The 26838-nt window shown below is 68.2% G+C and carries 27 protein-coding genes; 12 read left to right on the top strand and 15 right to left on the bottom strand.

Going from position 1 to position 26838, the window contains the following annotated elements:
• Window positions 1–23: 23 nt before the first annotated feature.
• The 9 genes from VHAB30_RS19780 to VHAB30_RS19740 are packed head-to-tail and all read right to left on the bottom strand — an operon-like array spanning window position 24 to window position 7562.
• A complete protein-coding gene (locus VHAB30_RS19780; RefSeq protein ID WP_070063655.1) occupies window positions 24–1169 on the bottom strand; it encodes an ABC transporter substrate-binding protein in 1146 nt (381 codons plus the stop codon).
• Between the two features lie 53 nt (window positions 1170–1222).
• The gene (gene paaE, locus VHAB30_RS19775) at window positions 1223–2308 is read right to left on the bottom strand and encodes a 1,2-phenylacetyl-CoA epoxidase subunit PaaE (RefSeq protein ID WP_062478643.1); all 1086 of its coding nucleotides are present in this window, start codon (window positions 2306–2308) and stop codon (window positions 1223–1225) included.
• Between the two features lie 12 nt (window positions 2309–2320).
• Window positions 2321–2845, bottom strand: coding sequence for a 1,2-phenylacetyl-CoA epoxidase subunit PaaD (gene paaD / locus VHAB30_RS19770; RefSeq protein WP_159278222.1), 525 nt, complete (start codon window positions 2843–2845; stop codon window positions 2321–2323).
• Window positions 2845–3624, bottom strand: coding sequence for a 1,2-phenylacetyl-CoA epoxidase subunit PaaC (gene paaC / locus VHAB30_RS19765; RefSeq protein ID WP_159278221.1), 780 nt, complete (start codon window positions 3622–3624; stop codon window positions 2845–2847). Before paaC ends, paaD begins: the two co-directional genes overlap by 1 nt.
• A gap of 17 nt (window positions 3625–3641) precedes the next feature.
• The gene (paaB, locus tag VHAB30_RS19760) at window positions 3642–3938 is read right to left on the bottom strand and encodes a 1,2-phenylacetyl-CoA epoxidase subunit PaaB (RefSeq protein ID WP_062478634.1); all 297 of its coding nucleotides are present in this window, start codon (window positions 3936–3938) and stop codon (window positions 3642–3644) included.
• Window positions 3935–4945 carry a 1,2-phenylacetyl-CoA epoxidase subunit PaaA gene (gene paaA, locus VHAB30_RS19755; RefSeq protein ID WP_159278220.1) on the bottom strand — a complete coding sequence of 337 codons (1011 nt, stop codon included), beginning with the start codon at window positions 4943–4945 and terminating at the stop codon, window positions 3935–3937. The genes paaB and paaA overlap by 4 nt, the downstream gene beginning before the upstream one ends.
• A gap of 40 nt (window positions 4946–4985) precedes the next feature.
• Window positions 4986–6296: a phenylacetate--CoA ligase PaaK gene (gene paaK, locus VHAB30_RS19750; protein ID WP_062478630.1), complete on the bottom strand. Its 1311-nt coding sequence runs from the start codon at window positions 6294–6296 to the stop codon at window positions 4986–4988.
• 14 nt (window positions 6297–6310) lie between these two features.
• On the bottom strand, window positions 6311–6757 hold the full coding sequence (paaI, locus tag VHAB30_RS19745) for a hydroxyphenylacetyl-CoA thioesterase PaaI (protein ID WP_062478628.1): 447 nt from the start codon (window positions 6755–6757) through the stop codon (window positions 6311–6313).
• A gap of 1 nt (window position 6758) precedes the next feature.
• Window positions 6759–7562, bottom strand: coding sequence for an enoyl-CoA hydratase-related protein (locus VHAB30_RS19740; protein ID WP_159278219.1), 804 nt, complete (start codon window positions 7560–7562; stop codon window positions 6759–6761).
• Window positions 7563–7743: 181 nt separating this feature from the next.
• Between VHAB30_RS19740 and VHAB30_RS19735 the strand changes: the two genes are divergently transcribed.
• Window positions 7744–8346: a phenylacetic acid degradation protein PaaY gene (locus VHAB30_RS19735; protein ID WP_159278218.1), complete on the top strand. Its 603-nt coding sequence runs from the start codon at window positions 7744–7746 to the stop codon at window positions 8344–8346.
• Between the two features lie 71 nt (window positions 8347–8417).
• Window positions 8418–9059, top strand: coding sequence for a TetR/AcrR family transcriptional regulator (locus tag VHAB30_RS19730; RefSeq protein WP_139700079.1), 642 nt, complete (start codon window positions 8418–8420; stop codon window positions 9057–9059).
• Here the strand turns inward: VHAB30_RS19730 and VHAB30_RS19725 are convergent.
• The 4 genes from VHAB30_RS19725 to VHAB30_RS19710 are packed head-to-tail and all read right to left on the bottom strand — an operon-like array spanning window position 9043 to window position 13097.
• Complete coding sequence (locus tag VHAB30_RS19725; RefSeq protein WP_062478619.1) at window positions 9043–10080, bottom strand: VWA domain-containing protein; 1038 nt, start codon at window positions 10078–10080, stop codon at window positions 9043–9045. The genes VHAB30_RS19730 and VHAB30_RS19725 overlap by 17 nt on opposite strands.
• Window positions 10077–11072: a DUF58 domain-containing protein gene (locus tag VHAB30_RS19720; protein ID WP_159278217.1), complete on the bottom strand. Its 996-nt coding sequence runs from the start codon at window positions 11070–11072 to the stop codon at window positions 10077–10079. Before VHAB30_RS19720 ends, VHAB30_RS19725 begins: the two co-directional genes overlap by 4 nt.
• Entirely contained in the window at window positions 11053–12078 is a 1026-nt protein-coding gene (locus tag VHAB30_RS19715) for an AAA family ATPase (RefSeq protein WP_062478613.1), read from the bottom strand. The genes VHAB30_RS19720 and VHAB30_RS19715 overlap by 20 nt, the downstream gene beginning before the upstream one ends.
• Window positions 12079–12098: 20 nt before the next feature.
• The gene (locus tag VHAB30_RS19710; RefSeq protein ID WP_159278216.1) at window positions 12099–13097 is read right to left on the bottom strand and encodes a S1C family serine protease; all 999 of its coding nucleotides are present in this window, start codon (window positions 13095–13097) and stop codon (window positions 12099–12101) included.
• Window positions 13098–13186: 89 nt separating this feature from the next.
• On the opposite strand from VHAB30_RS19710, the gene VHAB30_RS19705 reads away from it, so the two are divergent.
• The 8 genes from VHAB30_RS19705 (at window position 13187) to VHAB30_RS19670 (ending at window position 21042) form a co-directional block, all read left to right on the top strand.
• Window positions 13187–14047: a TatD family hydrolase gene (locus VHAB30_RS19705; RefSeq protein WP_159278215.1), complete on the top strand. Its 861-nt coding sequence runs from the start codon at window positions 13187–13189 to the stop codon at window positions 14045–14047.
• Between the two features lie 130 nt (window positions 14048–14177).
• Entirely contained in the window at window positions 14178–14660 is a 483-nt protein-coding gene (locus VHAB30_RS19700) for a hypothetical protein (protein ID WP_159278214.1), read from the top strand.
• 162 nt (window positions 14661–14822) lie between these two features.
• Window positions 14823–15644: a methyltransferase, TIGR04325 family gene (locus VHAB30_RS19695; protein WP_159278213.1), complete on the top strand. Its 822-nt coding sequence runs from the start codon at window positions 14823–14825 to the stop codon at window positions 15642–15644.
• Window positions 15645–15684: 40 nt separating this feature from the next.
• Window positions 15685–16218: a DNA-deoxyinosine glycosylase gene (locus VHAB30_RS19690; protein WP_159278212.1), complete on the top strand. Its 534-nt coding sequence runs from the start codon at window positions 15685–15687 to the stop codon at window positions 16216–16218.
• Window positions 16218–17000 carry a class I SAM-dependent methyltransferase gene (locus tag VHAB30_RS19685; protein WP_159278211.1) on the top strand — a complete coding sequence of 261 codons (783 nt, stop codon included), beginning with the start codon at window positions 16218–16220 and terminating at the stop codon, window positions 16998–17000. Before VHAB30_RS19690 ends, VHAB30_RS19685 begins: the two co-directional genes overlap by 1 nt.
• Before the next feature lie 18 nt (window positions 17001–17018).
• Window positions 17019–18809 carry a GspE/PulE family protein gene (locus tag VHAB30_RS19680; protein WP_159278210.1) on the top strand — a complete coding sequence of 597 codons (1791 nt, stop codon included), beginning with the start codon at window positions 17019–17021 and terminating at the stop codon, window positions 18807–18809.
• 217 nt (window positions 18810–19026) lie between these two features.
• On the top strand, window positions 19027–19512 hold the full coding sequence (locus tag VHAB30_RS19675) for a tripartite tricarboxylate transporter TctB family protein (RefSeq protein ID WP_062479410.1): 486 nt from the start codon (window positions 19027–19029) through the stop codon (window positions 19510–19512).
• An 18-nt stretch (window positions 19513–19530) separates the two neighbouring features.
• Window positions 19531–21042 carry a tripartite tricarboxylate transporter permease gene (locus tag VHAB30_RS19670; protein ID WP_062479412.1) on the top strand — a complete coding sequence of 504 codons (1512 nt, stop codon included), beginning with the start codon at window positions 19531–19533 and terminating at the stop codon, window positions 21040–21042.
• Window positions 21043–21113: 71 nt separating this feature from the next.
• Here the strand turns inward: VHAB30_RS19670 and VHAB30_RS19665 are convergent, their stop codons facing one another.
• Both VHAB30_RS19665 and VHAB30_RS19660 read right to left on the bottom strand, forming a co-directional pair.
• Window positions 21114–22451: an amidohydrolase gene (locus VHAB30_RS19665; protein WP_174250235.1), complete on the bottom strand. Its 1338-nt coding sequence runs from the start codon at window positions 22449–22451 to the stop codon at window positions 21114–21116.
• 32 nt (window positions 22452–22483) lie between these two features.
• Window positions 22484–23761, bottom strand: a complete 1278-nt coding sequence (locus VHAB30_RS19660; RefSeq protein WP_159278389.1) for a porin — start codon at window positions 23759–23761, stop codon at window positions 22484–22486.
• Between the two features lie 352 nt (window positions 23762–24113).
• Between VHAB30_RS19660 and VHAB30_RS19655 the strand changes: the two genes are divergently transcribed.
• Both VHAB30_RS19655 and VHAB30_RS19650 read left to right on the top strand, forming a co-directional pair.
• On the top strand, window positions 24114–25085 hold the full coding sequence (locus tag VHAB30_RS19655; protein WP_062479418.1) for a tripartite tricarboxylate transporter substrate binding protein: 972 nt from the start codon (window positions 24114–24116) through the stop codon (window positions 25083–25085).
• A gap of 131 nt (window positions 25086–25216) precedes the next feature.
• Entirely contained in the window at window positions 25217–26830 is a 1614-nt protein-coding gene (locus tag VHAB30_RS19650; RefSeq protein WP_159278208.1) for a gamma-glutamyltransferase family protein, read from the top strand.
• The last annotated feature ends 8 nt before the right edge of the window (window positions 26831–26838 follow it).

Raw genomic sequence — 26838 nt, 5'->3', positions numbered from 1 at the left:
GTTGCCCCTGGAAGGGGGATGGCTCAGGGTTGGAATTTCCAGGCGCCGTTTTCGATCTTGACCATCACGCGGGCGCGCTGGTCCAGGCCCAGGTGGTCGGCCGCGGTCATGTTGAACACGCCGTGCGCGCCCGACACGTCCTTGGTCTGCTCGAGCGCATCGCGCAGGGCGGCGCGGAACTCGGGCGTGCCCGGCTGGGCCTTCTTCAGCGCGACCGGCACGGCCGAGCTCATCAGGAGGCCCGCGTCCCAGGCGTGCGCGCCGAAGGTCGAGACCGTGCCCTTGCCGTAGGCGGCTTCATAGGCGGCGACGTAGGCGAGCGCAGACTTCTTCACCGGGTTGCTGGCGGGCAGCTGGTCGGCCACGAGCACGGGGCCGGCCGGCAGGAAGGTGCCGTCCACGTCCTTGCCGCCCACGCGCAGGAAGTCGGCGTTGGCCACGCCGTGCGTCTGGTACATCTTGCCGGTGTAGCCGCGCTCCTTGAGCGTCTTCTGCGGCAGCGCGGCCGGTGTGCCGGAGCCGGCGACCAGCACCGCGTCGGGCTTGGCCGACATGAGCTTCAGCGCCTGGCCGGTGACCGAGGTGTCGGAGCGCGCATAGCGTTCGTTGGCCACGATCTTGATCTTCTTCAGGTCGGCGGCTTTCGCGAATTCCTGCGACCAGCCTTCGCCGTACGCGTCGGAGAACCCGATGAAGCCGACGGTCTTCACGCCGTTGGCGGCCATGTGCTCGGCGATGGCCAGCGACATCATGATGTCGTTCTGAGGTGTCTTGAAGACCCACTTCTTCTTGGCGTCCATCGGCTCGATGATGCGGGCCGAGGCGGCCACCGAGATCATCGGCGTCTGCGCCTCGCTGGCCACGTCGATCATCGCGAGCGAGGCCGGCGTGGTGGTCGAGCCCAGGATCACGTCGACCTTGTTCTCGGCGATCAGCTTGCGCGTGTTGTTCACGGCGGCCGTGGTGTCGGAGGCATCGTCCAGCACGATGTAGTTGATCTTCTGCCCGCCGATGGTCTTGGGCATCAGCGCGATGGTGTTCTTCTCGGGGATGCCGAGCGACGCCGCCGGCCCGGTGGCCGAGATGGTCACGCCGACGTTGACGTCGGCCCAGGCCGACAGGGCCGTGGCGCACAGGGCGGCGATCAGCAGGGGCTTGAAGAATTTCATGGTTGGTTTGTCTCCGGGTTGAAAGGGGAAAGGCCGAGGAAAAAGCCGTGCGTTCAACGCTCGTCGAAGGACAGCGTGACGCGTTCGGTCAGGGGGTGGGCCTGGCAGGTCAGCACGAATCCCGCGGCCACCTCATTCTTGTCGAGCGCGAAGTTTCTTTCCATGCGGACTTCCCCGTCCACGCACTTCGCGCGGCAGGTGCCGCACACGCCCGAGGTGCACGAGAACGGCACCTCGAGCCCGGCCGCCGACGCCGCATCGAGGATGCTGGGCTGGCCCTCGGTGTAGGTGATCTCGCGCTGCAGGCCGTCGCGCACGATGGTCACGCGCGCCTGCTTGGCATCGCCCGGCTGCGCCTCGTGCACCACCGCGCCGACCTGGCTGGCCGAGGGCAGCGCGACGCCGAAGCGTTCGATGTGGATGCGGTCCTCGGGCACGCCCGCGGCGAGCAGCGCGGCCTCGGCCTCGTCGTTCATCTGGAAAGGGCCGCACACGTACACGTGGTCGATCTGCGCGGCGGGCACCACCGAGGCCAGGAACTCGCCGATCTTCTCGCGGTTCATCACGCCGAAGCCCAGCGGCGAATCGGTGTGCTCGTCGGAGAACACGTGCTGCAGCACGAGCCGCGTCATGTAGCGGTTCTTCAGGTCCTCGATCTCTTCCTTGAACATCGTGGACTGCAGCTGGCGGTTGCCGTAGATCAGCGTGAAGCGGCTCTTGGGCTCGCGCGCCAGCACGGTCTTCATGATCGACAGGATCGGCGTGATGCCGCTGCCGCCGGCGATGCCCACGTGGTGGCGCGCGGCCTCGGGCTCGATGGGCACGAAGAAGCGGCCTTGCGGCGCCATCACCTGCAGGCTGTCGCCGGGTTGCAGGTGGGCGTTGATCCAGTTGGAGAACACGCCGCCGCGCACCTTGCGCACGCCGACGCGCAGCTCGCCGTCGTCGAGGCCGGCGCAGATCGAATAGGAACGGCGCAGGTCCTGGCCGTCGATGTCATGGCGCAGCGTGAGGTACTGGCCCTGCGTGAAGCCGAAGACTTCGCGCAGCGCCGGCGGCACCTCGAACGAGACGATGACGGCCTCGTGCGTGTCGGGCTCGATGGCCTTCACGCGCAGGGGGTGGAAGAGGGTGCTCATCGTGGGCGTGCCTCAGATAGGCTTGAAATGTTCGAAGGGTTCGCGGCAGGCCATGCAGCGGTACAGGGCCTTGCAGGCGGTGGAGCCGAAAGCCGACAGGCGCTCGGTGCGCTCGCTCGCGCAGCGCGGGCAGGCGATGCGCTCGCCGGCCATGCGGCCGAAGAGCTTGATCGGCATGGCGGTGTTGGAGGCCTGCTCGGGCGTGAGGTGCGCGGGCGGCGCGATGCCGTACGCCTTGAGCTTGTCGCGGCCTTCGTCGCTGATCCAGTCGCTGGTCCAGGCGGGCGCGCGGCGCAGCGTGGCGCGCGCGCGGCCGAGGCCTGCGTTCTCGATGGCGGCCAGCACGTCGTGCTCGATGGCTTCGGTCGCGGGGCAGCCGGAGTAGGTCGGCGTGAGCACGATCTCCAGGCCGTCGTCGTGCTCGATCACCTCGCGCACGATGCCCAGGTCGCAGACCGACACGGCCGGCACCTCGGGGTCGGGCACCGAATGGAGCACGGCCCACGCCGCATCAATGCGCGACGCCACGGCGTTCATCACCACACGCCTCCAGGGAAGCTGCGCTGCAGGTGCTGCATCTCGGCCAGGATGTAGCCCATGTGCTCGCTGTGCACGCCGTGCTTGCCGGTGCTGCGGAACGCGGCTTCCTTCGGCATGGCGAGGCCGGCGGCGTCGAGCACCTGCTGCATCTCGGCCAGCCACGGTTCGCGCAGTTCGCTCCAGGCCGGGCCGAGGCCGCTGGCGCTGGCCTGCGCATCGACGTCGTCGCTGTCGAACAGCTCGGGCACGTAGAGCCACAGCTGCTTGAGTGCCTTCTCGGTGCGGCGGCGCGATTCGTCGGTGCCGTCGCCCAGGCGCACGACCCAGTCGGCCGAGTGCTGCTGGTGGTAGCGCGCTTCCTTCAGCGCCTTGCCGGCGATGGCGGCCACCTCGGCGTCGCTCGACGCGGCCAGGCGTTGCCACAGCAGCTTGAGCAGCGTGGCGACCATGGTGTTGCGCAGCACGGCAAAGGCGAAGTCGCCGCGCGGCAGCTCGACCAGCGTGAGGTTGAAGTAGTCGCGCTCGTCGCGCAGGTAGGCGAGCTGGTCTTCGTCGTGCGCGCGATCAGCGCCTTCGAGCTGGCCGGCGTGCGTGAGCACCGCGCGGGCCTGGCCGACGAGGTCGAGCGCGATGTTGGCCATCGCGATGTCTTCTTCGAGCACCGGTGCGTGGCCGCACCATTCGCCCAGGCGCTGCGCGAGCACCAGGCAGGTGTCGCCGATGCGCAGCAGGTAGTGCACGGCGGGCGTGCGGTTCAGTTCGATCGAGGCTTGCATGGCGTGCCGTTCCTGGCTCACATGTGGTCCACGGACTTGGGCAGTGCGTAGAAGGTGGGGTGGCGGTACACCTTGTCTTCGGCCGGGTCGAAGAACATGTCCTTGTCGCCCGGGTCGCTGGCCACGATCTGGTCGGAGCGCACCACCCAGATGCTGCTGCCTTCCTGGCGGCGCGTGTAGACGTCGCGCGCCATCTGGATCGCCATCTTGGGGTCGGCCGCGTGCAGGCTGCCGCAGTGCTTGTGGTCCAGGCCGGCCTTGCTGCGCACGAACACTTCCCACAGGGGCCACTCTTGCTTCACTTCGGTGCTCATGCTGCTTCCTTCAGAGGTTGTTTGTTGGCGTGGGCCATCGCGGCTTCGCGCACCCAGGCGCCGTCGTCCCAGGCATCGACGCGGGCCTGCAGGCGTTCGCGGTTGCAGGGGCCGTCGCCGGCGATCACGCGCCAGAATTCGCTCCAGTCGATGACGCCGAAGTCATGCGCCTGGCGTTCTTCGTTCCACTTGAGGTCGGGGTCGGGCAGCGTCACGCCGAGGATCGCGGCCTGTTCGACGGTGGCGTCGATGAACTTCTGGCGCAGCTCGTCGTTGCTGAAGCGCTTGATGCCCCAGCGCATCGACTGCGCCGAGTTGGGCGACTGGTCGTCCGGCGGGCCGAACATCATGATCGAGGGCCACCACCAACGGTTGACCGCGTCCTGCACCATGGCCTTCTGCGCCTCGGTGCCCTGCTTCATCATCGTCAGCAGTGCTTCATAGCCCTGGCGCTGGTGAAAGCTCTCTTCGCGGCAGATGCGGATCATGGCGCGCGCATACGGTGCGTACGAGCAGCGGCAGATCGGCACCTGGTTCATGATGGCCGCGCCGTCGACCAGCCAGCCGATGGTGCCCATGTCGGCCCAGCTGAGCGTGGGGTAGTTGAAGATCGAGCTGTACTTGGCCTTGCCCGTGTGCAGCGCGTCGAACATCTGGTCGCGCGAGGTGCCCAGCGTTTCGGCGGCGGCGTACAGGTACAGGCCGTGGCCGCCTTCGTCCTGCACCTTGGCCAGCAGGATGGCCTTGCGCTTGAGCGTGGGCGCGCGGCTGATCCAGTTGCCCTCGGGCAGCATGCCGACGATTTCCGAATGCGCGTGCTGGCTGATCTGGCGTACCAGCGTCTTGCGGTAGTGCTCGGGCATCCAGTCTTTCGCCTCGATGAAGTCGCCGGCGTCGATGCGCGCGTCGAAGCGTTCCTCGAGACGCAGCTCGTCGGCGGAGCGCACGGCCTTCTGCTTGCCGTCGCCTGCGTCCTTGCCCATCGTGTCCATGGCCTGGGTGTACATGTGCGTGTCCTTTCGGTGCGGTGTGTGGGGGCGCGGGCGCTCAGCGCGGGCGCGTGTCGACGACGCGCCGGGCCTTGCCGGTCTGCGTGCGTTCCATTTCGTCGGGGCCGTGCACGACCACGCGGGTGGAGATGCCGATGAGCGTCTTCACGCGGTGCTGCACCCACTCGGAAATGGCGTTGCGGTCGGCCGCGGCGGCTTCGTGCGGTGTGAGCTCGCAGTGCACCTCGACCTGGTCGAGCAGGCCCTCGCGGCTCACGCGCACCTGGTACAGGCCGGTGAGGGCGCTGTGCGCGAGCACGATCTCTTCCACCTGCGTGGGGAAGACGTTGACGCCGCGGATGATCATCATGTCGTCGCTGCGCCCGACGATCTTGCCCATGCGGCGGAACGATCGCGAGGTGGGCGGCAGCAGGCGCGTGAGGTCGCGCGTGCGGTAGCGCACGATGGGCATGGCCTCCTTGCTCAGCGAGGTGAAGACCAGTTCGCCTTCTTCGCCGTCGGCCTTCAGCTCGCCGGTCTCGGGGTCGATGATCTCGGGGTAGAAGTGGTCTTCCCAGATCACCGGGCCGTCCTTGCTCTCGACGCATTCGCTCGCCACGCCCGGGCCCATCACTTCGGAGAGGCCGTAGATGTCGACGGCGTCGATGCCGGCACGGGTCTCGATGTCGCGGCGCATGGCCTCGGTCCACGGCTCGGCGCCGAAGATGCCGACCTTGAGCGAGCTGTCCTTCGCGTCGAGGCCCTGGCGCTCGAACTGCTCGATGATCACCTGCATGTAGCTGGGCGTGACCATGATGATGTCGGGCCTGAAGTCCTGGATGAGCTGCACCTGCTTCTCGGTCTGGCCGCCCGACATCGGGATGACGGTGCAGCCGGCGCGCTCGGCGCCGTAGTGCGCGCCCAGGCCGCCGGTGAAGAGGCCGTAGCCGTAGGCGACGTGGATCATGTCGCCGGGCCGTCCGCCCGCCGCGCGGATCGAGCGTGCGACCAGGTCGGCCCAGGTGTCGATGTCGTTCTTCGTGTAGCCCACCACGGTCGGCTTGCCGGTGGTGCCCGACGACGCGTGGATGCGCGCGACCTGCGTGCGCGGCACGGCGAACATGCCGAAGGGGTAGTTGTCGCGCAGGTCGGTCTTCACCGTGAACGGGAATTTCGACAGGTCGGCCAGCGACTTCAGGTCGTCGGGGTGCACGCCCTTGGCATCGAAGGCCTGGCGGTAGTGCGGTACGTTGTCATACGCGTTGCGCAGCGTGGCGCGCAGGCGCGTGAGCTGCAGGGCGGCGATCTCGTCGCGGCTGGCGGTTTCGATCGGCTCGAGGTCGCCGGGGGCGGGGCGTTTCACGGTCATGGTGTTGTGTCTCCTCAAGCGGCCGGGACGGCCGGGCGGCCCTTGGCGGTGTAGGAGCGTCCGCGGAACATCGCGATGCGCTCGCCGCGCTGGTTGGTGATTTCGGTGTCGTACACGCCGGTGCGGCCGGCCTTGGAGACTTCGAAGCAGCGCGCGGTGAGCACGTCGCCTTCGCGCGCCGGCGCGAGGAAGTCGATGGCGAAGCCCGAGGCCACGGTCAGCTCGTTGTACGAGTTGCAGGCGAAGGCGAAGGTGGAGTCGGCCAGCGTGGCCATGAAGCCGCCGTGGCAGATGGCGTGGCCGTTGAGCATGTCGGGGCGCACGCGCATCTCGAGCGTGGCCTGGCCGGGGCCGACCTCCACGATGCGCATGCCCAGGCCCTTGCTGGCGTTGTCGTTCGCGAACATGCCGTCGCGCACGTACTCGGCGGTCTGTTGCGGGGTGCGGGAAGCGTCGGTCATCTCAGCGGTCCTTGAACACCGGGGCGCGCTTGGCGCGGAAAGCCTCGACACCTTCGCGGTAGTCGTCGGCATTGCCCATCTCGCGTTGGATGCGCGCTTCTTCGGCAAGTGCCGCGCCCAGGTCGAGGTTTTGCGCGGCGGCCATCGCTTCGCGGGTGGCCACGAGTGCGCGCGTGGGCATGCCGGCCAGGCGCGCCGCCAGCGCGGCGGCGGTGTCGGCCAGGGCCGCGTCGTCCACGCACTGCCAGATGAGGCCGATGCGCGCGGCTTCTTCGGCCGGGAGCTTGTCGCCCAGCATCGCGATGCCCAGCGCGCGCGCCGGGCCCACGAGGCGCGGCAGCAGCCAGGTGCCGCCGGTGTCGGGCACGAGGCCGATCTTGGTGAAGGCCTGGATGAAGCTGGCCGAGCGGCCGGCCACGACGAGGTCGCAGCACAGCGCGAGGTTGGCGCCCGCGCCGGCCGCCACGCCGTTGACGGCGGCAACCACCGGCACCGGCATCGAGCGCAGGCGCGCGACCAGCGGGCCGTAGTAGGTAGAGATGACGTGGCCCAGGTCCTTGGGCGCGGCGCCCGGCGTGGGGTCGGGCGCGACCGACGGGTCGGCCAGGTCCTGCCCCGCGCAGAAGGCGCGGCCGGCGCCGGTGAGCACCACGCAGCGCACGCTGCTGTTGGCGGCAGCGGCTTCGAGCGCGGCCAGCAACTCGGCGTGCAGCCCGGTCGTGAAGCTGTTGAGCGCCGCGGGGCGGTTCAGGCTCAGCGTGCGGACGGCGCCGGCGTTGCTGATGAGTACCAAAGGCTCAGTCATGCGTGTCTCTTTCATCCTTTGTGGGGACGGTTCGGTGCGTAAACACTATTGACCGACCGTTCGGTTGATTTTAGGATCGACCTCGATTCCGGCACAAGCGGGATGCCTTCAGGGCAAACCCTAGGAAGGTGTGAATGAATCCGGCGTGGCCGAGCAGCCCGCGAAAAAACAAGGAGACCGAATGCCCAGCTATTCCATCGACGGCGTGATTCCTGTCGTCGACCCGAGCGCCTACGTGCATCCCACGGCCGTGCTGATCGGCGACGTGATCGTCGGCCCGCACTGCTACGTCGGCCCCTGCGCCAGCCTGCGCGGCGACTTCGGCCGCATCGTCTTGCAGGAGGGCTCGAACGTGCAGGACCACTGCTGCATCCACGGCTTTCCCGACAACGACACGGTGGTGGAGGTCAACGGCCACATCGGCCACGGCGCGATCCTGCACAGCTGCATCGTGCGGCGCGATGCGCTGGTGGGCATGAACGCGGTGGTGATGGACGAGGCCGAGGTGGGCGAGAAAGCCATCGTCGCGGCCTGCGCCTTCGTGCCCGCCGGCATGAAGGTGCCCGCGCGTTCGCTCGCGGCGGGCATCCCGGCCAAGGTGCGGCGCGAACTCAGCGACGAAGAGATCGCCTGGAAGCTCGAAGGCACGCAGACCTACCAGGCGCTGACGGTGCGCAGTCTGGCCAGCCTGCACGAGGTGGCGCCGCTCGCCGAGGTGGAAAAAGACAGGCCGCGCCTGCCCGCCACCGACGTGAAATCCCTGATCGCCACCCGCCGCGGATAGCTCTGCGGCTTCATGCAAGATCGAGCCTGCTGCACGCCAGCAACCGACAGACAACCCAGGAAGAAGACCCGATGCCGCGTGGAAGATCCGCCACCTACGACGACCAGCGCGAACTGATCCTCGCGCAGGCCGCCCAGCTGTTCGCCCGCCGCGGCTACCCCGCGACCTCGATGAACCAGGTCGCCGAGGCCTGCAACCTGTCGAAGGCCACGCTCTACCACTACTACAAGGACAAGAGCAGCCTGCTCATCAGCATCGCCGAGACGCACGTCTCGAAGCTGGCGGCGCTGGTGGCCGAGGAAGAGGCCCAGCCGTCCACCGACGAGGAGCGGCTGCGCCGCTTCATCTACCGCATCGTCGAGGAGTACGCCGGCGCGCAGGACGCGCACCGCGTGCTGACCGACGACGTGCGCTTTCTCGAGGACGAGGACCGCGAGCGCGTGCTCGACCAGGAGCGCGCCGTGGTCGCGGGCTTTGCGCGCGCCGTGTCGGCGCTGCGCCCCGGCGCACCGAGCGACGAGCTCGCCAAGCCGCTGACCATGCTGCTGTTCGGCATGATCAATTGGATGTTCACCTGGATGAAGCCCGGCGGCCGGCTCGACCACGCGGCCATCGCGCCGATCGTGGCCGACCTGTTCCTGGGCGGGGTGGGGGCGGTGAAGCTGCCGCCCGCCGTGGCACAGGAAGAAAACGCCGCTAAAGAATCCGGTTGAACCAGAGCAGCGACAGCCCCGCCGACAGCAGCGTGAGCACCGCGGCGCCCAGCGCGAACAGCGCGGAGATCTCGGTTTCCTTCTTCTCGACGGTGAGCTTGGAGCTCAGCGTCTCGTAGACCTTCTTCAGGTCGCTCGCCGTGCCGGCGTAGAAGTACTCCGCGCTGGTCTTGTTGGCGATGGCCTTGAGCGTTTCTTCGTCCAGCCGCACGCGCATCGACCAGCCTTCGAAGCCGATGGTCTCGCCGTCGACCGTGCCCACGCCCACCGTGTAGATGCGCACGCCGCGGTCGGCCGCGGCCTTGGCGGCGTCGAGCGGGTCGACGCCGGTGGTGCGCTGGCCGTCGGTCAGCATGATGATCGCGGCCGAGGTGAACGAGCCGGGCGCCACGGGCGTGAACTCCTTGAGCTGCTTCTCGTTCTGGTCGATCGGGATGCCACGCTGGCGGCTGGGTGCGCTGAACTGCGAGATGTCGATGCCCGCGTCGGGAAACAGCGTGGCCAGCGACACCACGATGGCGTTGCCCGTGGCCGTCGCGCGCTGCAGCTGGAAGCTGTCGATGGCCGTCACGAGGTCGTCGTGGTTGGTGGTGGGCAGCTGCGCCACCTGCGCGCTGCCCGCGAAGGCGACGATGCCCACCTTCACGTGGCGCGGCAGGTCCTTGATGAAGCTCTTGGCCGCCTCCTGCGCCGCCACCAGCCGGTTGGGCTGCACGTCGGCCGCGCGCATGCTGCCCGACACGTCCATCGCCAGGATGATGGTCTGCTGGTTCGACGGCAGCACCACCACCGCCATCGGCCGCGCCGCCGCCACCAGCATCGCGGTGATGGCCACCAGGAACAGCAGCGGCGGGATGTGGCGCCGCAGGCTCTGGCCCGGGCCCATGGCCTCGCGCACGATCGACAGGCTGGCGTAGCGCACCGCCATCTTCTTCTTGCGGCGGATCAGCCAGACATACAGGAGCACCAGCAGCGGCAAGGCCGCCAGCAGCCAGAGGAATTGAGGCCAGAGGAATGTCATGCCGCCACCACCGCCTTCCCGCCACCCGCTGCGACGCCGCGGACCCGGCGCTTGCGCAGGTCCGCGAATCGCACGATGGCTTCGACCAGATCGTCATTGGTCGAGAGTTCGAGGGCGTCGACGCCGGCCCGGGCCAGCGACTCGCGCAGGGTGGTCTCGCGCTCGGCGGCCAGCCGCGCGAAGCGTTTGCGGAACCCCGCGTCATGGGTGTCGACCCACAGCTGCTCGCCGGTCTCGGCGTCGCGCAGCGGCACCAGGCCGAGGTCGGGCAGCTCGAGCTCGAGCGGATCGAACAGGCGCACGGCAATCACTTCGTGCCGCTGCACCAGCTGGCCCAGCGGGCGCTCCCAGCCGGGCTCGCTGAGAAAGTCGGACACCACGAACACGGTGGAGCGGCGCGGCATGAGCGCGGCGGCGGAGGTCAGCAGGTCGGCCAGGCGCGTCATGCCCTTCTGCGCGGGCGCGGCCTCGGCCTGGTTCGCGCGCTTTTCCATCGCGTGCAGCAGGTGCAGCACATGGCGGCGGCCGGTGCGCGGCGGGATCACGGCCTCGAGGTCGCGGCCGTAGACCAGCGCGCCGACCCGGTTGCCGTGCCGCGTGAGCAGCCGCGCGAGCACGCCGACGAAGCCGGCCGAGATCTCGCGCTTGGCCTTCAGGCCCGAGCCGAAATCGACCGAGCGGCTCAGGTCGAGCACGAACCACGCGGCCATCTCGCGGTCTTCGGTGAACACGCGCACGTGCGGCGTCTGCAGCCGCGCGGTGACGTTCCAGTCGATGTGGCGCACGTCGTCGTGGTGCTGGTACTCGCGCAGGTCGGCCAGGTCCAGGCCGGTGCCGCGCATGAGTGTGCGGTAGTCGCCCTGCAGCAGGCCGTCGAGGCGGCGGATCACGGTCCATTCGAGCCGGCGCAGCGCGCGTTCGGCCCCGCCGGCTTCGATCGCGAGCCGGTCGTCGTTCGCGGCCTCGGGGGCCTTACGCCACCAGCTTTTCATGTTCGAGGGGCTTGGGAGGAGCGGGGACGGCCTTCATGATCTTCTCGATCAGCCCGTCGGGCGTGAGCCCTTCGGACAGGCCTTCGTAGGACAGCGTCACGCGGTGGCGCAGCACGTCGGGCACCAGCGCGCTCATGTCTTCGGGCAGCGCGTAGCTGCGACCGCGCAGCAGCGCCAGGGCGCGAGCGCCTTCGGTGAGGCTGATGCTGGCGCGCGGGCTGGCGCCGAAGGTGATGAAGCGGCGCAGGTCCTTCAGGCCGTGCTTCTCGGGCGTGCGCGTGGCCGACACGAGTTTGACGGCGTACTGGATCAGCGAGGGGTCGACGTACACGCGCCGCGCCTCGGCCTGCAGCTCGGCCAATTGTTCGGTGGTGGCGACCGGCGTGGCCGAGACCACCGGGCCGATCACGCGCTGCACGATCACGAACTCTTCCTCGTCGCTCGGGTAGTCGACCATCACTTTCATCATGAAGCGGTCGACCTGCGCCTCGGGCAGCGGGTAGGTGCCTTCGGTCTCGATGGGGTTCTGCGTGGCCATCACGAGAAAGGGGCGCGGCACCTTGTGCGTTTCGCCGGCGATGGTGACCTGGCGCTCCTGCATCACTTCGAGCAGCGCGCTCTGCACCTTGGCCGGCGCGCGGTTGATTTCGTCGGCCAAAAGCAGGTTGGCGAACACCGGGCCCAGCGAGGTGCTGAACTCGCCCGTCTTCTGGTTGTAGATGCGCGTGCCCACGAGGTCGGCCGGCACCAGGTCGGGCGTGAACTGGATGCGCTTGAACTGGCCGCGCACGGTGTCGGCTAGCGTCTTGATGGTGAGCGTCTTGGCCAGCCCCGGCACGCCTTCGACCAGCAGGTGGCCACCTGCGAGCATCGCGACCATCACGCGCTCGAGAAAGCGGTCCTGCCCCACGACCACGCGCTTCACCTCGTAGAGGATCTGCTCCATCAGCTCGGCGGTGGCGGGGGCGGTTGCAAAGGTCGACGAGGTCGGGTTTTCTGTGCTCATGCGAAGGGCTTTCGAAGAAATCAGAAAGGCGGCGAGCCAGCCGCGGAGGCGGCGTTCTCGATCGGCACCGCGAAGCCGATGCCGATGAAGGTGCGCTGCTGCGTCGGGTTGAGGATGGCGGTGACGATGCCCAGCACCTCGCCGTCCATGTTGATGAGCGGGCCGCCCGAATTGCCGGGGTTGGCGGCGGCGTCGAACTGGATCAGGTTACCCAGCTCCTGCTTGCCCTCGGGCGAACGGAAGGAGCGCTTCAGGCCCGACACCACGCCGGCCGACACCGAGGGCCCGATGCCGAAGGGAAAGCCCACGGCCGCCACCTGGTCGCCGGAGCGCAGGTCGGCGGTGGAGCGCATCACGGCGGGAATCAGGTCGTCCGGGATCTTCTGCGCCTGCAGCACGGCCAGGTCGTTCTCGGGCTGCACGCCGGTGATGACGGCCACCGCTTCGAGCCCGTCGGCGAAGGTGACCTTGATCTTCTCGGCGCCGGCGACCACGTGCAGGTTGGTGAGGATCACGCCCTTGTCGACGATCACCACGCCGGTACCGACGCCGCGCTCGACCTCGCCCGGCGTGCCGCCGTCGGCGGGCGCCTCGGGCGGCTTGCCCTTGGCCATGTTGCGGCCGCGCTTCTGGGTCTTGGCTTCGGGCGTGGCCTTCTCGGGGCCGTAGCCCACCACGCGCACCACCGAGGGCCGCACGATGTCGGCCGCCTTGGCCGCGGGCGAGGGCAGGGTGGCGGTCTGCAGCGTGCGCAGCACGGCGGCGTCGATGTCTTTCTGCGTGAGCGCCTTGGCGCCCGGGCGCGGTGCCCAGAAGGCGCCGCCGGCGGCGATGGCGATGCAGCTGACGGTGAGCAGGGCGAAGGCGCGGCGGCCCGGCTGCCAGCGTGCGCGAGGGGGTGGGGCTTGCACGGCGTCGGCCTCGGCCACAGCCGCGGCATCCGCCGGCGACCCGGCCGCCGGTGCTGCGGCCGGCGGCAGCGTGCGGGGCGAGCGGCTGTAGAAAGCGGGCCTGCGCATCGGAGCACCTCCGGCAAAAAAGGACGCGTGAAGGAGTTCACAGTAGCACGCTTTCCGCGCCTGTGCATCCCTTCGGGCATCATCGCGCGATGGCTGCGTTTGTCGATACCCACTGTCACCTTGATGCGCCCGAATTCGGTGCCGAGATGCCCGTCATCCGCGCCCGCGCGGCGGCGCAGGGCGTGGTGCTGTGCGTCATTCCGGCGGTGGCGGCCTTCAACTTCGCCACCGTGCGCGCGCTGGCGCACGCCCAGGGCGACGCCTACGCGCTGGGCATCCACCCGCTGTGCACGGGGCAGGCGAGCGATGCGGACCTGCAGACGCTCGACGACGAGCTGCACGCGCGGCGCGACGACCCGCGCCTGGTGGCGGTCGGCGAGATCGGGCTCGACTACTTCGTCGAAGGCCTGGACGCCGATAGACAGGAACGCTTCTTTCACACTCAGTTGCAACTGGCGCGCAAGCACGGGCTGCCGGTGCTCATCCATGTGCGGCGGTCGGTCGACAAGGTGCTCAAGCATCTGCGCCAGACCGCGGGCGGGCGGCCGTGGCAGGGCATCGCCCACGCGTTCAACGGCAGCGAGCAGCAGGCGCAGGCCTGCATCGAGATCGGCCTGAAGCTGGGCTTCGGCGGCGCCGTGACCTTCGAGCGCGCGCTGCAGCTGCGCCGCCTCGCGGCCACTTTGCCGATGGACGCGCTGGTGATGGAAACCGACGCGCCCGACATCCAGCCGCACTGGCTGTACCGCACGCAGGCGCAGCGCGACGCGGGCCAGGCGCAGGGCCGCAATGAGCCCGGCGAGCTGCCGCGCATCGCCGAAGTGGTCGCGCAGCTGCGGGGCATCGACATCGCGTCGCTGGCCGAAAACACCACGCGCAATGCGGTGGCAGCCCTGCCGAAGCTCCAAAGTCTGCTGAACGTGTCGGAGGGGCGTCCGCCCGCCGCGTAGGCCAAGTTCCCGAGTTGCGCCAGCGCAGGTCATCGGGCCCTTTTTGCTGTCATCCTTGAAGTTCGAAGTGACGTTGGTTGTCCAGTGGCACTGTCGTCACTCCGCACTTCACTCAAAAAAGGAGTCTTTCATGACCACATCTTTTGTTCGTACCCTGCCCGTCGCGCTCGCACTGGCGCTGGCCTCCATCGGTGTGTCGGCCATCGCGCAGACCACCGCGGCCGAGCCCACGACCACCGAGAAGGTGAAGGAAGCCGGCAAGGACGCCGTCGATGCGACCGCACGCGGCACCGAAAAGGCCTGGGACGCCACCAAGAGCACGACCAAGAAGGCCGTGAACGCCACCGAAAGCGGCGCAGAGAAGGCCTGGGATGCCACCAAGAGCGGCACCAAGAAGGCAGCCAACGCTACCGAGCGCGGCACCAAGAAGGCCTGGAACGCGACCAAGAACACCACCAAGAAGGCCACCACCGCCACCAAGAAGGCGGCCGTGAAGACCGGCGACGCCGTGGAAACGGCCGGCCACAAGACGGCCGACGGCATGCGCAGCGCCGGCAAGGCGATCGGCGAGAAGGTGCCGGGCACGGCCGAGAACGAAGCGGCCAAGAAGTAAGTCACCCATCCCGATGCCGGACCTGTTCCGGCCTTCTCGAAAGAACCCGCTTCGGCGGGTTTTTTCATGGCCGCTCGCCGGCATGGCGGCGGTGTGCTGGCAGTCAGGTGGTGGCTCTACGCTGGACAGGCTCCGCTTTCCGGCGGAATGATGGAGAAGGACGTGACTCACTCCAGCGCCTCGCAAGTCGTACGGCAAATCCTCGAGGGGCCGGTCACCCGCCCGGCGCTGCTGCGCTGGCGTCGCCAGCAGTTTCTTTCCGAAGCCGGGTTCGGCAGCTACTTCGGCGTGTTCGATTCCTTCGCGCAGGCGCGCGACTGGCTGCCGGCCAGCCCGGAGTTCGACCACGCGGCGCTCGCGGCCGAGTACGTGGACGTGCGCACGAAGAGGGTGTTCCCCTACGACTACCCCGTGATGTGGTGGCTCGACCGCGCGTTCAGGGATGGCGCCAACCGGGTGCTCGACATCGGCGGCTCGGTGGGCGTGCACTTCTACGCCTATCGCCGCTATGTCGAGATGCCGCGCGACTTGTCGTGGCGTGTCGTCGAAGTGCCGGCCATCGCATCGATCGGTCGGGACATGGTCGGGCGCCCCGGGGCCGAGGCCGATGGCCTGAGCTTCACGGGCGACCTGGAACATGTCATGGGCGGTGGCGACGACATCTGGATCGCCGCCGGTTCCCTGCAGTATTTCGAGAACGCGCGTCCCGGCGAATTGCTTCGGCATTGCGCGGTGCGGCCGCGCTATCTCCTGCTGAACAAGCTCCCGCTGCATGACGGCCAGGACTACGTCACGGCGCAGAACATCGGAGCCGGTTGCTTCTCGCCGGTGCACGTCTACAACCGTAAGCAGTACGTCGAAGAGATCGAGGCGCGCGGCTACGTCCTGCGCGACCAATGGCCGGTGCTCGAGCGCTCGCTGTACCTGCCGGGCTTTCCCGAGCGCTGTGTTCCGCAGTTCAGCGGCCTGTACTTCGTGCGCTGAGCGGCGCCGGGCAGGCGGCGGCGGTGGCACGATACCGCCCATGAAGCCTTCCGCCGCACCCGATGCCGCCACCGCCGCCGCCCTGCTCACCGGCCTGCCGCCCATCGTCTCGCCACAGACCGCCGTGCTCGTCCTCGGCAGCTTCCCCGGGGTCAGGTCGCTCGAGCGGCAGCAGTACTATGCACACCCCCAAAACCAGTTCTGGAAGATCTTGCAAGCCGTCTGGCCCGAAGTCCCCTTGCCGTCGGGCGTCGACAGCTACGCGCAGCGCTGCCGCTGGCTGCTCGACCGCGGCCTGGGCGTGTGGGACGTGTACGCATCCTGCGAGCGCGAGGGCAGCCTCGATTCGGCCATCCGCGCGCCGGTGGCGAACGACATCGCCGGCCTGCAACTGCCGAAGCTCGCCGCCATCGCCCACAACGGCGGCGAGAGCTTCAAGCATGCACGCCACACGCGCACCCTCGGGGTGCCGGTGTATTCGCTGCCCTCCACCAGCCCCGCCAATGCGTCGTGGTCCTTCGAGCGCAAGCTCGCGGCCTGGCGCGAGGTCTTCGTTGCCCACCACCTTCTCTGATGGCTTCTTCCGCTTCTTCCAAGAAAACCCTCGTTCTGCCCGAAGTCAATTTTTCCGACTGGGGCGACATCCGCTACCTGCACCTGGGCACCGAATGGGTCCAGGGCTCGATGAAGCTCGACGCGCCTTTTGAAATCGAGCTCGAGTACGTGCAACGCATGATGGCCTGGCTGCTGTTCGTCGACAGCAAGGGCGTGGGCAACCGCCACGCGATGCAGCTGGGCCTGGGCGCGGCCACGCTCACCAAGTTCAGCCGCAAGACGCTGCGCATGCGCACCACCGCGGTCGAGCTGAACCCGCAGGTGGTGTCGGCCTGCCGCGGCTGGTTCAAGCTGCCGGCCGACGACCTGAAGCTGCGCGTGGTGATCGCCGACGCCGCCGAGGAGATCCGCAAGCCCGAGTGGCAGGGCACGGTCGACGCGCTGCAGGTCGACCTGTACGACCACGAGGCCGCCGCGCCGGTGCTCGACAGCGAAGCCTTCTATGCCGACTGCCGCGCGCTGCTCACCGAAGACGGCTGCATGACGGTCAACCTCTTCGGCCGCTCGTCGAGCTACGAGCGCAGCCTCGAGAAAATCGCCGCCGCTTTCGGCGCCGACGCGGTCTGGGCCTTCAAGCCGACGCGCGAAGGCAACACGGTGGTGCTGGCCCAGCGCACGGCGTCGCGCCCGAAGCGCGAGGTGCTTGCCGAGCGCGCCCAAACCATCCAGACTCGCTGGGGCCTGCCCGCGCCGAAATGGCTGCGGGTGTTCAAGCCGATGACGCTTTCCCTCACCACCTGATCACCTGACCTCCGGTTCATGAGCGCTGTACCCGCCGCCGCTTCCGCCTCTGCTGCCCGCCACGAAGGTCCGCTCGACCTGCGTCGCCTGATCGAATGGCTCGCCACCGACGGCGTGATCTCGCCGATGGAGGCCAAGCGCACCATCGCGCGCTGCGCCCAGGCCGAGAGCCGACAGGCGCCGCTGGTGCGCCTGGCCAACGTGGCCATGACGCGCGAGGCCGACGGCAAGCCGCTCGACCTCGAGGCGCTCACGCAATGGCTCGCCGGCCGCGCCGGCCTGGCCTACCTGCGCATCGACCCGCTCAAGGTCGACGTGGGCAAGGTGGCCGACACCATGAGCGCCGGCTACGCCGAGCGCCACAAGGTGCTGCCCGTGCAGGTGCTGCCGAACGAGGTGGTGGTGGCCACGGCCGAACCGTTCCTCATCGACTGGATCGCCGAGGTCGAGCGCCAATCCAAGCGCACCGTGCGCCGCGTGGTGGCCAACCCGGCCGACATCCAGCGCTACACGGCCGAATTCTTCGCGCTCGCCAAGTCGGTGCGCGCCGCGCAGAAGGCCGGCGGCAACACCGGCGGCGCGAGCTTCGAGCAGCTGGTCGAACTGGGCAAGAGCAACAAGCAGCTCGACGCCAATGACCAGAGCGTGGTGCAGGTGGTCGACTGGCTGTGGCAGTACGCCTTCGACCAGCGCGCCAGCGACATCCACCTGGAGCCGCGCCGCGAGCAGGGCGTGATCCGCTTTCGCATCGACGGCATCCTGCACCCGGCCTACCAGATGCCCATGGGCGTGATGAACGCGATGGTCGCGCGCATCAAGCTGCTGGGCCGCATGGACGTGGTCGAAAAGCGCCGCCCGCTCGACGGCCGCATCAAGACCCGCAACATGCGTGGCGACGAAATCGAGATGCGCCTGTCGACCTTGCCGACCGCCTTCGGCGAGAAGATGGTGATGCGCATCTTCGACCCCGACACCGCGGTGAAGGACCTCGACGCGCTGGGCTTCGCGCAGCACGACGCGCAGCGCTGGGAGCAGCTGGTCACGCGGCCCAACGGCATCATCCTGGTGACCGGGCCCACGGGCTCGGGCAAGACCACCACGCTGTATTCCACGCTCAAGCGCGTGGCGACCGAAGAGGTCAACGTGAGCACGGTCGAAGACCCGATCGAAATGATCGAGCCCTCGTTCAACCAGACGCAGGTGCAGCCGCAACTCGACTTCGGCTTCACCGAAGGCTTGCGCGCGCTGATGCGGCAGGACCCGGACATCATCATGGTCGGCGAAATCCGCGACCTCGCCACCGCCGAGATGGCGGTGCAGGCCGCGCTCACCGGTCACCTCGTGTTCAGCACGCTGCACACCAACGATGCACCCAGCGCCATCACGCGGATGATGGAGCTGGGCGTGCCCTCGTACCTCATCACCGCCGTGATGCTGGGCGTGCTCGCGCAGCGCCTCGTGCGCACGCTGTGCCCGCATTGCAAGCAGCCCGACGACGCGGTCACGCGTGAGAGCCTCGAGGCCATCGTCAAGCCGTGGCAGATCACCGGTCCGGTGCGCGCCTACAAGCCCGTGGGCTGCGTCGATTGCCGCATGACCGGCTACATGGGCCGCATGGGCCTGTACGAACTGCTGAGCGTGACCGAGCCGTTCAAGGACCAGGTCACCAAGGAACCCAACCTCACGGGCCTGCGGCGCCAGGCCGTGATCGACGGCATGCGGCCGCTGCGCCTGGCCGGTGCGCTGCGCGTGGCCGAGGGCGTGACGACCATCGAAGAAGTGCTCAGCGCAACGCCTCCGCTGGAATAGGTCCTCCCCCAGGCTTCGCGCACTTCGTGTCGCTACGCCAACCCCCTCGCCGGGGGCAACACCAGCGGCCCGGCAAAGCCGGTTCCGCGGTGTTTCTTGAAGGGATCCCATGAGTCATTTCGGGTTATCCCTAGTCCTTCGGTTAGTGGAATCCACATCGGCCTGACCGGAGGCTGACTCGACAATCCCGCATCGAAATTGTTCGAGGAGACTGTTCGTGAAAATCAAAAGTCAGAAAGACTTTTTCTCGGGACTGATGTTCACCGTCGTGGGCGTGGCGTTCGCATGGGGCGCCACCACCTACAGCGTGGGCAGCGGCGCCCGCATGGGTCCGGGTTACTTCCCGCTCATGCTGGGCATCCTGATGGCGCTGATCGGCCTGGGCATCATGTTCAGCGGGCTCACCGTTGAAACGACCGATGGCGAAAAGATCGGCAAGTGGGCCTGGAAGCAAGTGGTGTTCATCCTGGGCGCCAACCTCGCCTTCGGCGTGCTGCTCGGCGGCCTGCCGAGCATCGGCGTGCCGGCCATGGGCATGATCATCGCGATCTACGCGCTCGTGATCATCGCCAGCCTCGCGGGCCACGAGTTCAAGCTGCCCACCGTGCTGATCCTGGCCACCGTTCTGGCCATCGGCAGCTACGTTGCATTCATCTGGGCGCTGAAGCTGCAGATCCAGGTCTGGCCGACCTTCATCGGTTGAGAGAAGAAAGCTGCTCACATGGAACTGTTTGAACACCTCTCAATGGGTTTTGGCGTTGCCTTTACCTTCACCAACCTGCTGTACTGCCTGGTCGGCTGCATTCTGGGCACGCTGATCGGCGTGCTCCCGGGCATCGGCCCGGTCGCGACCATCGCGATGCTGCTGCCCGCCACGTACGCGCTGCCGCCTGTGTCGGCGCTGATCATGCTGGCCGGTATTTATTACGGCGCACAGTACGGTGGCTCGACCACCGCGATTCTGGTGAACCTGCCGGGCGAATCGTCGTCGGTGGTGACCGTGATCGACGGCTACCAGATGGCGCGCAAGGGCCGTGCAGGTCCGGCGCTCGCTGCGGCCGGTCTGGGCTCGTTCTTCGCGGGTTGCGTCGGCACGCTGATTCTTGCCGCCTTCGCACCGCCGCTGACCGAGCTGGCCTTCAAGTTCGGCCCGGCCGAATACTTCTCGCTGATGATCCTGGGCCTGATCGGCGCCGTGGTGCTGGCATCGGGTTCGCTGCTCAAGGCGATCGCGATGATCGTGCTGGGCCTGCTGATGGGCCTGGTCGGTACCGACGTGAACTCGGGTGTCGCACGCTACAGCTTCGACATCCCTGAACTCACCGACGGCATCGGCTTCGTGGCCATCGCCATGGGCGTGTTCGGCTACGGCGAAATCATTGCCAACCTCTCGCGTCCGGACGACGAGCGCGAAGTGTTCACCGCCAAGGTCTCGGGCCTGTTCCCGACCAAGGAAGACTTCAAGCGCATGGTGCCTGCCGTGCTGCGCGGCACGGCGCTGGGTTCGGCCCTGGGCATCCTGCCCGGCGGCGGTGCACTGCTGGCGGCTTTCGCGGCCTACACGATCGAGAAGAAGACCAAGCTGAAGCCGGGCGAAGTGCCCTTCGGCAAGGGCAACATCCGCGGCGTGGCGGCTCCCGAGTCGGCCAACAACGCCGGTGCGCAGACCTCCTTCATTCCGCTCTTGACGCTGGGCATTCCGCCCAACGCCGTGATGGCGCTGATGGTGGGCGCGATGACCATCCACAACATCCAGCCCGGCCCGCAGGTGATGACCAGCAACCCCGAGCTGTTCTGGGGCCTGATCGCCTCGATGTGGCTGGGCAATGCGATGCTGATCGTGCTGAACCTGCCGCTGATCGGCATGTGGATCAAGCTGCTGTCGGTGCCGTACAAGTTCCTGTTCCCCGCCATCGTGCTGTTCTGCGCGATCGGTGTGTACTCGACCAACAACAACACCTTCGACATCTGGATGGTGGGCATCTTCGGTCTGGTGGGCTACACCTTCTTCAAGCTGGGTTGCGAGCCTGCGCCGCTGCTGCTGGGCTTCATCCTGGGCCCGATGATGGAAGAGAACCTGCGCCGTTCGCTGCTGCTGTCGCGTGGCGACTGGAGCGTGTTCGTGACGCGTCCGATCTCGGCCAGCCTGCTGGCGGCCGCGGCCCTGCTGCTCATCATCGTGCTGCTGCCGGCCGTGAAATCGAAGCGCGAAGAGGCCTTCGTCGAAGACTGATCGACGGGCTTTCTCTGAACGCACAAACGGCGCCCTCGGGCGCCGTTTTTCTTTGGGGGATGCCGTTGTCCCTATCTGCCCAGCGCGCTGAGCACCGCCACGGTCATCGCGTGCACGCCGGTCTTGATCGACGGCTCGGGCACCGGTGCGAAGAAGGGCGAATGGTTGCGGGCCAGCGGCTTGCCGCCGGGTTGGGCGGAGGCTGCGATGTCCCGCGCATCGAGCACGCCGATCGTGAAGTACATCGACGGCACGCCGGCGTTGATGAAGGCCGAGAAGTCTTCGCTGCCCGTCGAGGGCACCGTGGATGGAACGACCTGCGCCGCGCCCAGCGCCTGCTTGAGCGCGGCGGCCGCGCGGGTCACGACCGCTTCGTCGTTGACCAGCGCTTCTCCGCCCGGCACCAGCTTGACCACGGGTTCGGGCGCGCCGCCCGTCGCGGCGGCGGCCATGGCCATGCGGCGCACGCCGGCCAGCAGCTGCTCGCGCACCTGCGGCTTGTACGAGCGGATGGTGCCGCGCAGCGTGACCGTGTCGGGAATGATGTTGCCGGCGGTGCCGCCCTGGATGGCACCGATGGTCACGACACCGAATTCGGCCGGGTCTTTCTCGCGGCTCACCACGGCCTGCACGTCGGTCACGAAGCGCGCGGCGATCACGATCGGGTCGATGGTGGTGTGCGGCCGCGAGCCGTGGCCGCCGCGTCCCTTGAAGACGATTTCCAGCGCGTCGGAGTTGGAACTGCTGATGCCGATCCCATAGCCGATGGCGCCATGCGGCGTGGGCGCCGTGTGCAGCGCGAACGCGGCGTCGGGCTTGGGAAAGCGCGTGAACAGGCCGTCCGCGAGCATCGCCTTGGCGCCCGAGACGATTTCTTCGGCGGGCTGGCCGATGAACATCAGCGTGCCTTTCCACTGGTCCTTGAGCGCGACCAGCGTGCGCGCGGTGCCGAGCCAGCTGGCCATGTGGATGTCGTGGCCGCAGCTGTGGGCCACGAAGCTGTCGCGCCCGCCCCACTCGGTGCGAGCCTGGCTGGCGTAGGGCAGGCCGGTCTTCTCTTCCATCGGCAGGCCGTCCATGTCGGTGCGCACCATCACGACCGGCCCGGGGCCGTTGCGATACAGCGCCACGACGCCGGTGCCGCCGACCTTCTCGGTCACCTCGAAGCCGATGGCGCGCATCTCGGCGGCGAGCAGGGCGGCGGTGCGTGTTTCCTTGAAAGCAAGCTCGGGGTGCGCGTGCAGGTCCTTGTAGAGGGTGTCGAGCCGGGGGTACATCGCATTGACGAGCAGTGGGATCGTCGACGCCTGCGGTGATGGGGCGGGCTGGGCCTGTGCGCCTGCGCCGAAGGCGAGGAGGGCGGCCACGGCCAGGGAACGAAGGGCAAAGGTGGAGGTGTGGGTCAACATGGAATGAATGCAGGGGCGCATGAAAACGAAGATCAGAAGATGTGGCGGATGCCGAAGTCGTAGCCCGTGGCGCTGCGCGGGCGCCAGCCGCTGGCGGCCACGTAGCCCGGATAGGGCGCGTCGCTGGCGCTCGTCACGGCGCCGATCGCCTTGTCGTTCTGGCCGTCCCGGATGCGAACGCGCGCGAACGTGGCGTACAGCGCCGTGCGGCGGGACAGGTGGTGCACGTAGCCCAGCGCCCATTGGCTGGCGCTGGCGCCTTGTGCGGTGTCTCCCGGCAGGCCGGTGGCGCCGGCCTTGTAGCTGACGCGACCGAACGAGGCGCGGACGAGTCCCGGGCCCACGGGCACCGTGGCGCCCACCAGGTAGCCGTTGTACTTGTCGGTGCGATCCTGCATCCAAGGCTGCGCCTGCGCGCGACGGTGCCGCAGCTGCGACAGTTCGCCCAGCAGCTTGACGGGGCCGAAGTCGTAGGTGGCGCTCAGGCTGAGGGTTTTCAGCCGGTCCTCGCCGCCGGCGTCGACGGGCGGCCGGGCCGCCGAACCCGAGGGCAGGCGGTCCTTGTTGTCTTCACCGAACGCCAGCGCCACGTTGAGCGGCCCCTTGGTGTAGCCGAAGCGCCCGCCCAGGTAGCGCCCGCGCGCGTTCGTCGGCGTCACGTCCGGGCTGTAGCGGGTGTTCTCGGGCAAGGCGTACTGGAGCTGCCCGTGGAAGCCGCCGAGGTCCGGCGGCAGGAAGTAGCCGATGCTGTTGCTGGCGCGCGCGTAGTTGTCGCCGGCCGCCACGCCGGCCGGTGCGCCGCCCAGGAGCGTGGACGAGGCGCTGTTGACGCGTGCGATCACCGACAGGCCCGCGCCCTGCACGGCGAAGGGGTCGGCCAGCGAGTCGTTGCGAAAGATCGGCGTGTAGTCGCGGCCCAGCCGCAGCTCGCCAAAGCCGCCCGACAGGCTCAGCGTCGAACGCTTGGCGAAAGAGGCCAGGCCCGTCTTGCCATCGTCGTTGGCGATGTTCGACTCCAGCCAGAAGCTCGCCGCCAGGCCGCCGCCCAGGTCTTCCGTGCCCCGAAAGCCCAGGCTGCTGCCGCGGTAGCCGCCGCGCGACAGCGTGGTCTGGCTTTGCGTCACCCGCGGCACGGCCGCGGCGAGCAGGGCGGCGGCAGGGCGCCGCGGATCGAACGCCGGGCGGTACTCGCTGACGGTCTCGAAATGGCTGACGCCCGCATCCATGACGCCGAACAGCGTCACCGAGGACTGCGCCGAGGCCGCGCCGGCCAGCGCCAGCAGGGCCAGGCCGAGCGGGTGCCGCTTCACGCGAAGAACGCGCGAACTGAAGCAGAGGGCGCCGGCATCGGCGCCCTCGAGGGAGGGAAAGTTCAAGGGGGAGGTCTCCTGTGCGCCACTTCTGTGTCGAGTGGACTGGCGCGACTATCGGACGGCAGGGCGCCCGGGAGGAAATACCGTTTGCTGATGCGACCCCATCGCTATTTCTGATGGTCGGGCGCAAGGCCGTGTGCCGCGTGATGGCCGTGGCAACATTGATGCGCCAGATTCATATATCTATCCGATAAATCCATTTCCCTTTTCAATGCCCCGCGTGTCCAATCCTGCGGCCACGTCGGACAAGGCGCGCTCCCGACACACCACCTCGGACACAATGAATTCCATGAAACGAACCACCCGCGCCGCGCTTGCCGCGGCTGCGCTGGTGCTGGCCGCGGTGCCTGCACTGGCCCAGAACTACCCGAACCGGCCCATCCGCCTGATCGTGCCGTTCCCGGCGGCCGGCGCCACCGACCTCTTTGCCCGCACGCTGGGCCAGAAGATGGGCGAGAAGCTCGGGGCCACGCTGGTGGTCGACAACAAGCCCGGCGCCGGCGGTGCGATTGGTTCCGACCTCGCGGCCAAGGCGCCGCCCGACGGCTACACGCTGCTGCTCGCGACCACGAGCACGCACGCCATCGGCCCGGCCATCACGCCCAAGCTGCCCTACGACACGGTGCGCGACTTCACGCCCATCGCCCACGTGGGCGACGCGCCGAGCATCATGCTGGTGCCGGTCAACACGCCCGCGAAAACGGTGCGCGAATGGATCGACAACGCGAAGAAGAACCCCGGCAAGCTCAACTACGCATCGAGCGGCAACGGCACCATCGTGCAGCTCACGGCGGAGCTGTTCAAGGCGCAGGCCGGCGTGTTCGTCACGCACATTCCCTACCGCGGCACGGCGCTGGCGGTGCCCGACCTCATCAGCGGCAAGGTCGACGTGCTGTTCGACTCGCTGCCCACCGGCATGCCGCACGTGCGCGACGGCCGCCTGCGCGCGTTGGGCGTGACCTCGCTCAAGCGCAGCCCGCTCGCGCCCGAGCTGCCGCCCATCGCCGACACGCTGCCCGGCTTCGAGTCGACCACCTGGTTCGGCTTCTACGGCCCGAAGGGGCTGCCGGCCGACATCGTGGCGCGCGTGAACAAGGCCGCCAACGAGGCGCTGGCCGATCCGGAACTGAAAGACAAGCTCGCCCGCCTGGGCATCGAGCCGGCGAACGCGGGCACGCCCGAGCAGTTTGCAAAGATGGTGGCCGTTGACGCCGCCAAGTGGAAAAAGATCGTCGTCGATCGCAAGATCACCAACGATTGACTCGGCTCGCCCCCAGGCTGCGCGCACTTCGTGTCGCTTCGCCAACCCCCTACCGGGGGCAACACCAGCGGCCCGGCAAAGCCGGTTCCGCGGTGTTCCTGAATGGTTCATGTCGCCCTTGAAAGCACCGTATGAAGTTTGATTACGCCAACCCCTACCTCTCGACCCGCCTCCCGGTCTTCGCGCGCAACGTGGTCGCGACCTCGCACCCGCTGGCCGCGCAGGCCGGCCTGCGCATCCTGCAGCAGGGCGGCAACGCGGTCGACGCGGCCATTGCCACGGCCGCCGTGATGACGCTGGTCGAGCCCGTGAGCAACGGCCTGGGCAGCGACGCCTTCTGCATCCTGTGGGACGGCAAGGAACTGCACGGCCTGAACGCCTCGGGCCCCGCGCCGAAGGCCTGGACGCCCGAGTACTTCAAGGCCAAGTACGGCGCCGATGCCGCCACGCCGCCGATGCGCGGCATCGACTCGGTCACGGTGCCGGGCGCGGTGCGCGGCTGGGTTGCGATGAGCGACCGTTTCGGCAAGCTGCCTTTCACCGACCTGATGGCACCCGCCATCGACATCGCCGAGCGCGGCTACCTCGTGCCGCCGGTGGTGCAGGGCAAGTGGGCGGCGGCCACGCCGATCCTGCAGTCGCAGCCCGGCTTCGCGCAGGCCTTCCTGCCCTGGGGCCGCGCGCCCGAGGTCGGCGAGTTGTTCCGCTTCACCGCGGCGGCCCGCGCGCTCAAGGCCATCGCTCGCACCAAGGGCGAGGCCTACTACAACGGCGAGATCGCCGAAGCCATCGCGAAGTTTTCGAAGGAACAGGGCGGCGCGCTCACCGTGGCCGACATGGCGGCCTACCAGCCCGAGTGGGTCAAGCCCATCTCGCGCGACTATCGCGGCCACACGCTGCACGAGATCCCGCCGAACGGCCAGGGCATCGCGGCGCTGATCGCGCTGGGCATCCTCGAGAAGTTCGACATCGCCTCGCTGCCGGTCGACTCGGTGCAGTCGCAGCACCTGCAGATCGAAGCCATGAAGCTGGCCTTCGCCGACGTGTACCGCTACGTGTCGGAGCCATCGTCGATGACGGTGACCCCCGCGCAAATGCTCGATGACGCCTACCTGGCTTCGCGTGCGAGACTCATCGACGTGAACAAGGCGCAGGACTTCAAGGCCGGCAACCCCGTCAAGGGCGGCACCATCTACCTCACGGCCGCCGACGAGAGCGGCATGATGGTGAGCTTCATCCAGAGCAACTACATGGGCTTCGGCTCGGGCTGCGTCGAGCCCGAATTCGGCATCAGCCTGCAGAACCGCGGCCACGGCTTCAGCCTCAAGGCCGAGAGCCCGAATGTGGTGGCGCCGGGCAAGCGCCCGTTCCACACCATCATCCCGGCCTTCCTCACCAAGGACGGCCAGCCGGTGATGAGTTTCGGCGTGATGGGCGGCAACATGCAGCCGCAGGGCCACATGCAGACGCTGGTGCGCATGCTCGACTACGGCCAGAACCCGCAGGCCGCGTGCGATGCACCGCGCTGGCGCTTCAACGCGGGGCTCGAGATCAACGTCGAGGCCGCGATGAATGCCAACACCTTGCAAGGGCTGCGCGACCTGGGCCATCACCTCGAGGTGATCAACGACTCCTACCAGGACTTCGGCGCCGGCCAGTTCATCTGGCGTGCAGGCGAGCCTTCGGTGGAAGGCTACGTGGCCGCGAGCGATCCGCGCCGCGACGGCCTCGCTGCAGGCTACTGAGGATCAAG

It is taken from the genome of Variovorax boronicumulans, from assembly GCF_009811375.1.
Lineage (GTDB): Bacteria > Pseudomonadota > Gammaproteobacteria > Burkholderiales > Burkholderiaceae_C > Variovorax > Variovorax boronicumulans.
The sequence above is the reverse complement of the archived record's forward strand: the minus strand, read 5'-3'. Positions and strand labels throughout refer to the sequence as shown.

Excerpts from the sequence above, each read along its gene's own strand:
- VHAB30_RS19655 (WP_062479418.1), top strand. The coding sequence starts at position 24,114 with ATGAAACGAACCACCCGCGCCGCGCTTGCCGCGGCTGCGCTGGTGCTG.
- VHAB30_RS19740 (WP_159278219.1), bottom strand. The coding sequence starts at position 7,562 with ATGACTGAGCCTTTGGTACTCATCAGCAACGCCGGCGCCGTCCGCACG.
- VHAB30_RS19680 (WP_159278210.1), top strand. The coding sequence starts at position 17,019 with ATGAGCGCTGTACCCGCCGCCGCTTCCGCCTCTGCTGCCCGCCACGAA.
- VHAB30_RS19720 (WP_159278217.1), bottom strand. The coding sequence starts at position 11,072 with ATGAAAAGCTGGTGGCGTAAGGCCCCCGAGGCCGCGAACGACGACCGG.
- VHAB30_RS19650 (WP_159278208.1), top strand. The coding sequence starts at position 25,217 with ATGAAGTTTGATTACGCCAACCCCTACCTCTCGACCCGCCTCCCGGTC.
- VHAB30_RS19780 (WP_070063655.1), bottom strand. The coding sequence starts at position 1,169 with ATGAAATTCTTCAAGCCCCTGCTGATCGCCGCCCTGTGCGCCACGGCC.
- paaA (WP_159278220.1), bottom strand. The coding sequence starts at position 4,945 with ATGTACACCCAGGCCATGGACACGATGGGCAAGGACGCAGGCGACGGC.
- VHAB30_RS19690 (WP_159278212.1), top strand. The coding sequence starts at position 15,685 with ATGAAGCCTTCCGCCGCACCCGATGCCGCCACCGCCGCCGCCCTGCTC.
- VHAB30_RS19705 (WP_159278215.1), top strand. The coding sequence starts at position 13,187 with ATGGCTGCGTTTGTCGATACCCACTGTCACCTTGATGCGCCCGAATTC.
- VHAB30_RS19700 (WP_159278214.1), top strand. The coding sequence starts at position 14,178 with ATGACCACATCTTTTGTTCGTACCCTGCCCGTCGCGCTCGCACTGGCG.
- VHAB30_RS19710 (WP_159278216.1), bottom strand. The coding sequence starts at position 13,097 with ATGCGCAGGCCCGCTTTCTACAGCCGCTCGCCCCGCACGCTGCCGCCG.
- paaD (WP_159278222.1), bottom strand. The coding sequence starts at position 2,845 with ATGAACGCCGTGGCGTCGCGCATTGATGCGGCGTGGGCCGTGCTCCAT.
- VHAB30_RS19730 (WP_139700079.1), top strand. The coding sequence starts at position 8,418 with ATGCCGCGTGGAAGATCCGCCACCTACGACGACCAGCGCGAACTGATC.
- paaC (WP_159278221.1), bottom strand. The coding sequence starts at position 3,624 with ATGCAAGCCTCGATCGAACTGAACCGCACGCCCGCCGTGCACTACCTG.
- paaB (WP_062478634.1), bottom strand. The coding sequence starts at position 3,938 with ATGAGCACCGAAGTGAAGCAAGAGTGGCCCCTGTGGGAAGTGTTCGTG.
- VHAB30_RS19665 (WP_174250235.1), bottom strand. The coding sequence starts at position 22,451 with ATGTTGACCCACACCTCCACCTTTGCCCTTCGTTCCCTGGCCGTGGCC.
- paaK (WP_062478630.1), bottom strand. The coding sequence starts at position 6,296 with ATGACCGTGAAACGCCCCGCCCCCGGCGACCTCGAGCCGATCGAAACC.
- paaE (WP_062478643.1), bottom strand. The coding sequence starts at position 2,308 with ATGAGCACCCTCTTCCACCCCCTGCGCGTGAAGGCCATCGAGCCCGAC.
- VHAB30_RS19715 (WP_062478613.1), bottom strand. The coding sequence starts at position 12,078 with ATGAGCACAGAAAACCCGACCTCGTCGACCTTTGCAACCGCCCCCGCC.
- VHAB30_RS19725 (WP_062478619.1), bottom strand. The coding sequence starts at position 10,080 with ATGACATTCCTCTGGCCTCAATTCCTCTGGCTGCTGGCGGCCTTGCCG.
- VHAB30_RS19735 (WP_159278218.1), top strand. The coding sequence starts at position 7,744 with ATGCCCAGCTATTCCATCGACGGCGTGATTCCTGTCGTCGACCCGAGC.
- paaI (WP_062478628.1), bottom strand. The coding sequence starts at position 6,757 with ATGACCGACGCTTCCCGCACCCCGCAACAGACCGCCGAGTACGTGCGC.
- VHAB30_RS19685 (WP_159278211.1), top strand. The coding sequence starts at position 16,218 with ATGGCTTCTTCCGCTTCTTCCAAGAAAACCCTCGTTCTGCCCGAAGTC.
- VHAB30_RS19670 (WP_062479412.1), top strand. The coding sequence starts at position 19,531 with ATGGAACTGTTTGAACACCTCTCAATGGGTTTTGGCGTTGCCTTTACC.